The sequence below is a fragment of the Qipengyuania sp. 902 genome, assembly GCF_051195295.1.
Taxonomy (GTDB): Bacteria; Pseudomonadota; Alphaproteobacteria; order Sphingomonadales; family Sphingomonadaceae; genus Qipengyuania.
On record NZ_JBNJLJ010000006.1, the window covers coordinates 59,107 to 67,550 of the forward strand.

An 8,444-nucleotide genomic window follows, 5' to 3' on the forward strand; every position below is an offset into this window, starting at 1 on the left:
GCGCTCGTTACGCAAGGGGAACACCTCATGTCGCGCTCCAAGTCCATACTCGCTGCAACAACTGCATCTTTGTCGCTCGCCCTCGCGGGATGCGCGGCCGTCGGTGGCGGCCCGATCCCCGATTCGTCGGCTCCGATTACGCAGAGCGAGGCACAGATGGGCGCCGAGGCCCATCCACAGCTCTTGAGCGAATTTGGCGGCGCGATGACGGGGTCGCAAGCGCAATACGTCGAGCAGGTCGGCCAGAATATCGCGGTGCAGTCGGGACTGGGCAATGCTCGCAGTGCCTTTACGGTGTCGCTGCTCAACAGCTCGGTAAACAACGCTTTCGCGATCCCGGGCGGTTACGTTTACACCACGCGGCAGTTGGTGGCCTTGATGAACAACGAGGCCGAACTGGCCGGTGTTCTCGGCCATGAAGTCGGACACGTGGCCGCGCGCCACTCGCAGCGCCGCCAGCAGGCGGCCCAGCGCAACACCCTGCTCGGCGCGGCAGGAGCGATCCTGTCCGGCATTCTTCTCGGCAATTCCGGCCTCGGCCAGCAAGTCGGGCAGACTTTGCTGCAGGGTTCGCAGCTCCTTACCCTGCGCTTTTCGCGCTCGCAGGAGCTGGAGGCCGACGAACTCGGTATCCGCTATCTCAACCAGGCCGGCTACGACCCGCGCGCGATGGCGACCGTGCTGAACAGTCTCGCCCAGCAGAACGCACTCGATGCCCGCGTCCAGGGCCGCGACAATGCGACCGTTCCCGAATGGGCATCGACTCACCCGGACCCCGCCAGCCGCGTCCAGACTGCGTTGTCCAAGGCGCATGGCATGACCGGCGTCACCAATCGCGACACCTTCCTCAGCCGGATCGACGGCCTGCTCTATGGCGACGATCCGCAACAGGGCGTGATCGAAGGGCGCGAGTTCATTCACCCGGAACTTCGCCTCGCCTTTAGCGCGCCGCAGGGGTTCTACATGGTCAACGGGACAAGCGCCGTGACCATCAACGGCCAGAGCGGCCGCGCGCAGTTCACCCTCGCACCCTATAATGGCGACCTCAATTCCTATGTGTCGACGGTATTTGCCAATCTCAGCACGGAACAGAACCTGCGTCCGCAGTCGATCCAGCGCACGATGGTGAACGGATTGCCTGCCGCCTATGGCTCCACGCGCGTGCAGTCAGGCAATGGGCAGGTAGATGTGACTGTTTTTGCCTACGAGTTCGCCGACGATCGGGCCTATCACTTCCTGGCAATTACACCGGCGGGACAAGCCAGTTCGTTCAATTCGATGTTCTCGTCGATGCGCCGCATCAGCGCGCAGCAGGCGGGTAATGTGATCCCTCGGGTCGTCGATGTAGTGACCGTGCGGAGCGGAGACACCGTGGCGTCGCTGGCACGGAACATGGCCTATGACGACAATCAGGTTGCGCGGTTCCGCGTGCTCAACGGGCTTTCGTCCGACGAGAACGTCACCCCTGGCCAGAAGGTCAAGGTTGTCGTGCGTGGTCGCTGAGCAGCCGCGCAAATTCGGACAGACACAAAAAAGGCGGCGGGGACAAACCCCGCCGCCTCTTTTTCGGTTCTACCCGATTAAGGGGTGACGGTGTTAGCATCACCCATCTTGGTGCTCGCAGTGTTAAAAGTCGTCGAGACTTCGTCGCCCAAGCTGTCGAGTGCGGTGATGGCAGCAACTGCGATCAGGGCAGCGATCAGACCGTATTCGATAGCGGTAGCGCCTTCTTCGTTACGACGCAGCTTGTTGAAAAACTTCATGTGGTGTCTCCTGGTTCAGTCTTCATTCCCGGCCCGCTCCGATCAAACGGTTCGAGCGATCTTCTTATGGGAGCCCAGGTGTTGAGAAATTCCTAACACCCGTAACTTCCAAATTCCCTCACGCTCCCGTTACAGCGACGACCGCTGTTTCGATGTTGTTCCAAGTAGCGATTGTCTCGGTGCCGAACGATTGCACGGCCCCAACCGCAGCAAGGAAGATGAGGGCGACGATCAGCCCGTATTCGACAGCAGTGGCGCCGCTCTCGTCGTGTCCCAGAGATTTAAGGAATTTGACCATTAGAACGTTGCCTCTTTCGTCGCTTTGTCCAAGCTGACATCGGCGGGATACGGGTCCGACTGTTAAGAAAGAGTTGAGAAGGCTTCCGAGATTGCAAAATTTTCCGACATGGCTGCCGGTGGTCGCCCTGGCTTTGAGCGACGGGCAAGGGCGCTGGCTGATGCACCGCCGACCGGCAGGCAGGCAGCACGCCGGGCTGTGGGAATTCCCCGGTGGCAAGGTCGAGAACGGCGAGAATCCTGCCCAGGCACTTGTGCGTGAGATCAAGGAAGAGCTTGGGTACCGGCCCGAACCCGATGCCTTGCAGCCGGTATTTTTTGCGCAAGAGCCAGCGTCGGACGGCCACCGGCAGATTGTCATCCTTCTTTACAAATCGCCGTGGGACGGCAGCCCGCTGTCGGCGCGCGAGGGTGGTGACATCGACTGGTTCCGGCCCGAAGAGATCGCCATGCTGGAAAGGCCGCCGCTCGACGTGGCGCTGGCTCGCGGCATGTTCGAAAAAGCTTCGCATTAGGGATTGCCAAGGGATGATGCCCCCCTTATGTGGCCCCCTCCAACGCGCCAGTAGCTCAGCTGGATAGAGTACCTGACTACGAATCAGGCGGTCGGAGGTTCGAATCCTTCCTGGCGCGCCAAAAAAGCCCATGACCTGTGAAGGTCGTGGGCTTTTTTGGTTCTACCCCGCGGGAAGTCGGTGGCATGCAACCTTTTGCGGCACACTATGGGAAGCCTTCTCTCAGGCTTCATCCTCGAGACTGTGCATGTCGTCGTCGCTGAAGCCGAAGTGATGTCCCGCCTCGTGCACCACCACGTGGCGTACGAGGTCGTCCATCAACACGCCCGTCGCGCGCCATTCCGCAATCAGCGGCTCTCTGAACAGCCAGATTCGCGCCGGCATCCTCCCACTGCTCCAGATCGACCGGTCGGGCAAAGCTTCGCCTTCGTACAAACCGGTCAGTTCCCATTTGTCCGATGAGCCGACTGCTTCGAGTTGCTCGGCGGTCGCGAAATCTTCGACCTGCAGCACGATATCCTGCATTTGCTCGCGAAACTCGCCTGGGAGAGCGCGTACAACCGCCTCTGCCATCTGCTGCATCTGGACTGCGGTGGGACCCGGGCGGTGGTGCATCGTGCCTCCGAGTATGGGGGGCGCGGGCCATGCGTGCAAGGAAGCGGAACCCGCGCCACATTTACCTGTTTGATAGGCAAAGGAGACAATCCCATGGCCACCAACACAGAAATATTCGACCGCCTCAAGCAGGATCACGACACGCATCGCGAGTTGCTGGACAAGCTGCTGGAGACGAGCGGCGACAGTAGCGAACGGGAAGAGCTCTTCACCGAATTGACGAAGGAACTGAAAAGCCACGCTGCGGCAGAGGAGCAGGCGCTCTATTCGACCATGCTCCGCAAGCCGCCCACGACGGACGAGACTCGCCATTCCGTGGCCGAACACCACGAAATCGACGAGGCGCTGAACGACCTTGCGGCGACCGAGATGTCATCGAGTGCGTGGCTGACCAAATTCAAGGATTTCGATCACCAGTACCGCCACCATATCGACGAGGAAGAAGAAGACCACTTCCCCGATTTCGAGAATTACCTCGATGATGATGACCGCGCGCACATGGAAAAGGTGTTCGAGCGCCGCAAGGAAGAGGAAAAAGCCGAGGCCGAGGTGACTCCGGAAAAGAAGGAAGACGCCAAGGAATAGGTTCGGCGGGGGGTATGGACACGCACGAGCAGGACCCGACACAGGTCACCCGGCTGGACGATGGCGTCGAGCCGGGTGTCTGGCGTTATGAGAAGGTCAAGCGGGCTGCCGTCATCATCGATGCGGCCGATTACTTCTCCGCAATGCAGGCTGCGATGCTGGAGGCCAGGCACCGAATCTTCCTGATCGGATGGGACTTCGACACTCGTATCCATCTCGCCGAAGGGCGCAGCTGGTGGCAGCGCAGCTACAAGGACAAATACCCGGCGCGGTTGGGGAGCTTCTTTTCGTGGCTGATGCGCAATCGACCGACACTTGAAATCCGGATCCTGAAATGGAGCTTCGGTGTATTCAAGTTCGTCGTGCGCGGATCGATGTGGTGGGATCTGATACGTTGGGCACGGCACCGCCGAATCGATTTCAAGTTCGACAGCGCACATCCGGTTGGGTGCAGCCACCACCAAAAGATCGCCGTCCTCGATAATTCGCTGGCGGTGTGCGGCGGGATCGACATGACGGTCAAGCGCTGGGACACTCGCGACCATGCCGAAGACAACCCGCTGCGCAAAACGCCGCGAGGGCAGGCTTACGAGCCTTGGCACGATGCCTCGATGATGATGGAAGGCGATATTGCCGATGCGTTGAGCGAATTGGGTCGCGACCGCTGGATTCGCGCCGGCGGGACGCCCTTGCTGCCGATCCAGAAACGGGAAGAGAGCCTCTGGCCTAAAGGGCTGGAGGCGACTTTCGAAGACGTCGAGATCGGCATCGCCCGCACGCGCGCCGAGTATCGCGACTGGAAAGAGGTCCGCGAGATCGAGACCCTGTTCGTCGAGCATATCAAGCGGGCGAAGAAATTCATCTACGCTGAGAGCCAGTATTTCGCATCGCGCGCGATCGCCGAGGCGATATTGGAGCGGGTGCAAGAAGACGATCCGCCCGAGATCGTCATCGTCCATCCTGCACACGCCGATGGCTGGCTGGAGCAACAGGCGATGGACCATACCCGTGCCGAACTGGTCAAATGTATCGAGGATAACGACAAGAAGGGCCGCTTCAGCATCTGGACGCCTGTCAGCGGCATCACGCACATTTACGTGCACGCGAAGATCATGATCGTCGACGACGAGATTTTCCGCATCGGTTCGGCGAATATGAACAACCGCTCCATGGGGCTCGACAGCGAATGCGATGTGTTCGTCGATGGCACGCGCGAAGGAAACCGGCACGCCTGCGAAGCGATTGCGAAAATCCGCTATTCCCTGCTGGCCGAGCATTGCGGGCTGGACGAGAAAGAAGTTCTCGAGTTGCTAGAGCGACAGGGATCGATGACCGCGATGATCGATCATTCCATCACGGAGGATGGCCGCAACCTGATACGATACCATCCGCCCGAATTGAACGGAGCGCAGGAAGAGGTCGCGGAAAGCGGTATGCTCGACCCCGAACGCCCTGACGATATGTTCGAGCCGTTTGCCAAAGGCGGCCTTTTCCGCAAAGGGAGCAGGCTCGAACGGGCTCGCAACCGATGGAAAGGCAAGTGGCGTAAATGAGCAGCCTGGTTGGACCAGACGAAGACGATCCGCGCGGCAAACCGCCGGTCCCGCAGAATGTGCAGGATGCCATCCGCACGCTGATCGAATGGACGGGTGACGATCCTTCGCGCGAGGGGTTGCTGGATACGCCCGCGCGTGTGGCACGCGCGTGGAAGGAATATTGCGTCGGCTATACGGAAGATCCGGCCATTCACCTCGATCGCGTGTTCGAGGAAGTGGGCGGCTATAACGAGATCGTCCTGCTCAAGGACATCCCGTTCCAGTCGCATTGCGAGCACCACATGGCCCCGATCATCGGTAAGGCGGCGATCGCTTACCTGCCCAATGATCGCGTAGTGGGTATCTCGAAACTCGCCCGCGTTTTGCATGGCTTCGCGCGTCGGCTGCAAGTGCAAGAGCGGCTGACCGCCGAAGTCGCCGACTGCATCTGGGAAAACCTGGAACCGCAGGGCGTTGCGGTGGTGATCGAAGCGTCGCACAGCTGCATGACGGCACGCGGTGTCCGTACGCCGGGGGTGGGCATGATCACCAGCCGGATGATGGGCACGTTTCTCGAAGACCAGCGCAGCCGTAAGGAAGTGCTGAGCCTGATGGGCTACGGCTGACCGCTCAGTCGCCGATCAGTTTTTCCAGAAAACCGCGAGACTTGCGTTTGGGGGCCGTCTCGCCAGCGAGACCGTATAGATAATTGCCGAGCTGCACGGCTTGCTCCCGCGTCAGGAAATAGCGGAAATCGCGCACATCGTCGGGCTGGTCCGGTGTTTTGCGCGCGCTCTGCATCAGCAGCATGATGCGCTGACCCGCCGGGCTCGAATCCCAGCCGAGCAGCACACCGAAATCCTCATCGGGGGATGGCGCGGTCGCTTGTCCGGTTTCGCTTTTCTTGGCTCCCATCCGGATACGACTGCGCCCCGCCTTGCGATTCGGGCAAGGCGGGGCGCGCTATTGTCCGCAGCTGGGACGGCTTTCGTCGTCAGAGCTGGCCGAGCATATGCTCCGCGCTGGACACCGAGAAATCGCCCGGCGCTTCGACGTTGAGTTCTTTCACCACGCCATCCTCGACCACCATCGAGTAACGCTGTCCGCGCTTGCCCATGCCGAAGCCCGAGCCATCCATGGTGAGACCGACCGCTTCCGCGAAGTCGCCATTGCCATCGGCAAGCATGGTGATGTCGTCACTGCCAGCAGACGACTTCCAGGCCCCCATTACGAAGGCATCGTTGACGGCCGTAGCGACAATCTCGTCGACGCCCTTGGCTTTCAGCTCGTCGGCTTTTTCGACATAGCCGGGGAGGTGGCGCGCCGAACAGGTCGGCGTGAAGGCACCCGGAACCGAGAACAGGGCTACCGTCTTACCCTTGAAATACTCGCCGGACTGAACCTGCTCGGGGCCGTTTTCCGTCGCCTTGACCATGGTCACATCGGGCAGCTTGTCGCCCACCGAAATCGTCATCGCTGAATTCCTTGTCTGTCCCGTCCGGTGCCGAGGTAGGCCGCGCGGGCCGCCCATGCAACCGGTGTCCCGGCGAAAACCAGCTCGTCGGACACTCGCCTGGCGGCGGCCCGAGCGGCAGGCGCCGAGAATTGCTTTCGCCCGAGGGAGGGGGTAGGGGCGGCGCCATACGGCATCGCCCCTTCCGCGTGCGAGGCCATTCTTTTCAAATATCTCTCGAGGACATGAGCGTGACCGCATTTTCCGACTACGTCATCAAGGACATCGCGCTGGCCGATTATGGCCGCGCGGAAATCAATATCGCCGAAACCGAAATGCCGGGCCTGATGGCCCTGCGCGAGGAATATGGCGAAGAGCAGCCGCTGAAGGGCGCGCGCATCACCGGCTCGCTTCATATGACCATCCAGACCGCCGTGCTGATCGAAACGCTGGTCGCGCTGGGCGCCGACGTGCGCTGGGCAACCTGCAACATCTTCTCGACCCAGGACCATGCGGCCGCTGCCATCGCAGCACAAGATATTCCGGTGTTCGCGATCAAGGGCGAAAGCTTGGCCGATTACTGGGACTATGTCGGCAAGATCTTCGATTGGTCCACGGATGAGGACCCCGACCGGACCGCCAACATCATCCTCGATGATGGCGGCGATGCGACCATGTTCGCCCTTTGGGGCGCCCGCATCGAAGCCGGCGAGGAACTGCCCGAGCCGCAGAATGCCGAGGAAATCGAATTCCAGCGCGCGCTCAAGGCCTTCCTCAAGGACCGCCCGGGCTACCTGACCAACTCGGTGAAGAACATCGTCGGCGTTTCGGAAGAAACCACGACCGGCGTTCACCGACTCTACCACCTCGCCAAGCAGGGCAAGCTCCCGTTCCCGGCGATCAACGTGAACGACAGCGTCACCAAGTCGAAGTTCGACAACCTCTACGGCTGCCGCGAGTCGCTGGTCGACGCCATCCGCCGCGCGACCGACGTCATGCTCTCGGGCAAGGTCGCCTGCGTCGCCGGCTTCGGCGATGTCGGCAAGGGTTCGGCCCAGTCGCTCCGCAATGGCGGCGCGCGCGTACTCGTGACCGAAATCGATCCGATCTGCGCGCTGCAGGCGGCGATGGACGGCTTCGAAGTCGTCACCATGGAAGAAGCCGTGAAGGTCGCGGACATCTTCTGCACCGCCACCGGCAACGAACACGTCATCACCGCCGAACACATGAAGGCGATGAAGGACAAGGCGATCGTCTGCAACATCGGCCACTTCGACAGCGAGATCCAGATCTCGGCACTCGACAATTACGAGTGGACCGAACTCAAGCCCGGCACCGACCTCGTCAAGTTTCCCGACGGCAAGGAAATCATCGTGCTCGGCCAGGGGCGCCTGGTGAACCTCGCCTGCGCGACCGGCCACCCGAGCTTCGTGATGAGCTTCAGCTTCACCAACCAGACGCTGGCGCAGATCGAGCTGTGGACCAAGGGCGACGAGTACAAGAACGACGTCTACGTCCTCCCCAAGCACCTCGACGAGAAGGTCGCGGCGCTGCATCTCGACAAGCTCGGCGTGAAGCTGACCGAGCTCAGCCAGAAGCAGGCCGACTACATCGGCGTTCCGGTCGAAGGGCCGTTCAAGCCCGAACATTATCGCTACTGATCGATGATCCTTTGCGGGGA

General features: G+C 61.0%; 11 protein-coding genes and 1 tRNA gene. 7 read left to right on the plus strand and 5 right to left on the minus strand.

Annotated elements, in window-relative coordinates:
- Positions 1–27 precede the first annotated feature (27 nt).
- Positions 28–1,503: a M48 family metalloprotease gene (locus ACSH0F_RS14630; protein WP_435203842.1), complete on the plus strand. Its 1,476-nt coding sequence runs from the start codon at positions 28–30 to the stop codon at positions 1,501–1,503.
- A gap of 77 nt (positions 1,504–1,580) precedes the next feature.
- On the opposite strand, the gene ACSH0F_RS14635 is transcribed toward ACSH0F_RS14630, so the two are convergent.
- Positions 1,581–1,763, minus strand: a complete 183-nt coding sequence (locus ACSH0F_RS14635; RefSeq protein WP_435203843.1) for a Flp family type IVb pilin — start codon at positions 1,761–1,763, stop codon at positions 1,581–1,583.
- Between the two features lie 118 nt (positions 1,764–1,881).
- Positions 1,882–2,061 (minus strand): Flp family type IVb pilin, encoded by a 180-nt coding sequence (locus ACSH0F_RS14640; protein ID WP_435203844.1) that lies wholly within the window; start codon positions 2,059–2,061, stop codon positions 1,882–1,884.
- 91 nt (positions 2,062–2,152) lie between these two features.
- On the opposite strand from ACSH0F_RS14640, the gene ACSH0F_RS14645 reads away from it, so the two are divergent.
- Together ACSH0F_RS14645 and ACSH0F_RS14650 are read left to right on the plus strand one after the other, a co-directional pair.
- Positions 2,153–2,575: an NUDIX domain-containing protein gene (locus tag ACSH0F_RS14645; RefSeq protein ID WP_435203845.1), complete on the plus strand. Its 423-nt coding sequence runs from the start codon at positions 2,153–2,155 to the stop codon at positions 2,573–2,575.
- Between the two features lie 44 nt (positions 2,576–2,619).
- A tRNA-Arg gene (locus ACSH0F_RS14650) sits at positions 2,620–2,696 on the plus strand.
- A 101-nt stretch (positions 2,697–2,797) separates the two neighbouring features.
- Here the strand turns inward: ACSH0F_RS14650 and ACSH0F_RS14655 are convergent.
- A complete protein-coding gene (locus ACSH0F_RS14655; RefSeq protein ID WP_435203846.1) occupies positions 2,798–3,190 on the minus strand; it encodes a metallopeptidase family protein in 393 nt (130 codons plus the stop codon).
- 93 nt (positions 3,191–3,283) lie between these two features.
- Here ACSH0F_RS14655 and ACSH0F_RS14660 point away from each other — a divergent pair, with 93 nt between their 5' ends.
- Genes ACSH0F_RS14660 through folE form a run of 3 tightly spaced genes read left to right on the plus strand, consistent with a single transcriptional unit; the run spans position 3,284 to position 5,936 of the window.
- Positions 3,284–3,775 carry a hemerythrin domain-containing protein gene (locus ACSH0F_RS14660; protein ID WP_435203847.1) on the plus strand — a complete coding sequence of 164 codons (492 nt, stop codon included), beginning with the start codon at positions 3,284–3,286 and terminating at the stop codon, positions 3,773–3,775.
- A 14-nt stretch (positions 3,776–3,789) separates the two neighbouring features.
- Positions 3,790–5,328: a phospholipase D-like domain-containing protein gene (locus tag ACSH0F_RS14665; protein ID WP_435203848.1), complete on the plus strand. Its 1,539-nt coding sequence runs from the start codon at positions 3,790–3,792 to the stop codon at positions 5,326–5,328.
- A complete protein-coding gene (gene folE / locus ACSH0F_RS14670; protein ID WP_435203849.1) occupies positions 5,325–5,936 on the plus strand; it encodes a GTP cyclohydrolase I FolE in 612 nt (203 codons plus the stop codon). The genes ACSH0F_RS14665 and folE overlap by 4 nt, the downstream gene beginning before the upstream one ends.
- Positions 5,937–5,940: 4 nt before the next feature.
- On the opposite strand, the gene ACSH0F_RS14675 is transcribed toward folE, so the two are convergent.
- Both ACSH0F_RS14675 and ACSH0F_RS14680 read right to left on the minus strand, forming a co-directional pair.
- Positions 5,941–6,225, minus strand: a complete 285-nt coding sequence (locus ACSH0F_RS14675) for a hypothetical protein (protein ID WP_435203850.1) — start codon at positions 6,223–6,225, stop codon at positions 5,941–5,943.
- A gap of 79 nt (positions 6,226–6,304) precedes the next feature.
- Positions 6,305–6,784 carry a peroxiredoxin gene (locus ACSH0F_RS14680; protein ID WP_435203851.1) on the minus strand — a complete coding sequence of 160 codons (480 nt, stop codon included), beginning with the start codon at positions 6,782–6,784 and terminating at the stop codon, positions 6,305–6,307.
- A 224-nt stretch (positions 6,785–7,008) separates the two neighbouring features.
- On the opposite strand from ACSH0F_RS14680, the gene ahcY reads away from it, so the two are divergent.
- Positions 7,009–8,424, plus strand: coding sequence for an adenosylhomocysteinase (gene ahcY, locus ACSH0F_RS14685; protein ID WP_435203852.1), 1,416 nt, complete (start codon positions 7,009–7,011; stop codon positions 8,422–8,424).
- The last annotated feature ends 20 nt before the right edge of the window (positions 8,425–8,444 follow it).

Coding starts and splice junctions, on each gene's coding strand:
- ACSH0F_RS14635 (WP_435203843.1), bottom strand. CDS start 1,763: ATGAAGTTTTTCAACAAGCTGCGTCGTAACGAAGAAGGCGCTACCGCT.
- ACSH0F_RS14665 (WP_435203848.1), top strand. CDS start 3,790: ATGGACACGCACGAGCAGGACCCGACACAGGTCACCCGGCTGGACGAT.
- ACSH0F_RS14660 (WP_435203847.1), top strand. CDS start 3,284: ATGGCCACCAACACAGAAATATTCGACCGCCTCAAGCAGGATCACGAC.
- ACSH0F_RS14630 (WP_435203842.1), top strand. CDS start 28: ATGTCGCGCTCCAAGTCCATACTCGCTGCAACAACTGCATCTTTGTCG.
- ahcY (WP_435203852.1), top strand. CDS start 7,009: ATGAGCGTGACCGCATTTTCCGACTACGTCATCAAGGACATCGCGCTG.
- ACSH0F_RS14680 (WP_435203851.1), bottom strand. CDS start 6,784: ATGACGATTTCGGTGGGCGACAAGCTGCCCGATGTGACCATGGTCAAG.
- folE (WP_435203849.1), top strand. CDS start 5,325: ATGAGCAGCCTGGTTGGACCAGACGAAGACGATCCGCGCGGCAAACCG.
- ACSH0F_RS14655 (WP_435203846.1), bottom strand. CDS start 3,190: ATGCACCACCGCCCGGGTCCCACCGCAGTCCAGATGCAGCAGATGGCA.
- ACSH0F_RS14675 (WP_435203850.1), bottom strand. CDS start 6,225: ATGGGAGCCAAGAAAAGCGAAACCGGACAAGCGACCGCGCCATCCCCC.
- ACSH0F_RS14640 (WP_435203844.1), bottom strand. CDS start 2,061: ATGGTCAAATTCCTTAAATCTCTGGGACACGACGAGAGCGGCGCCACT.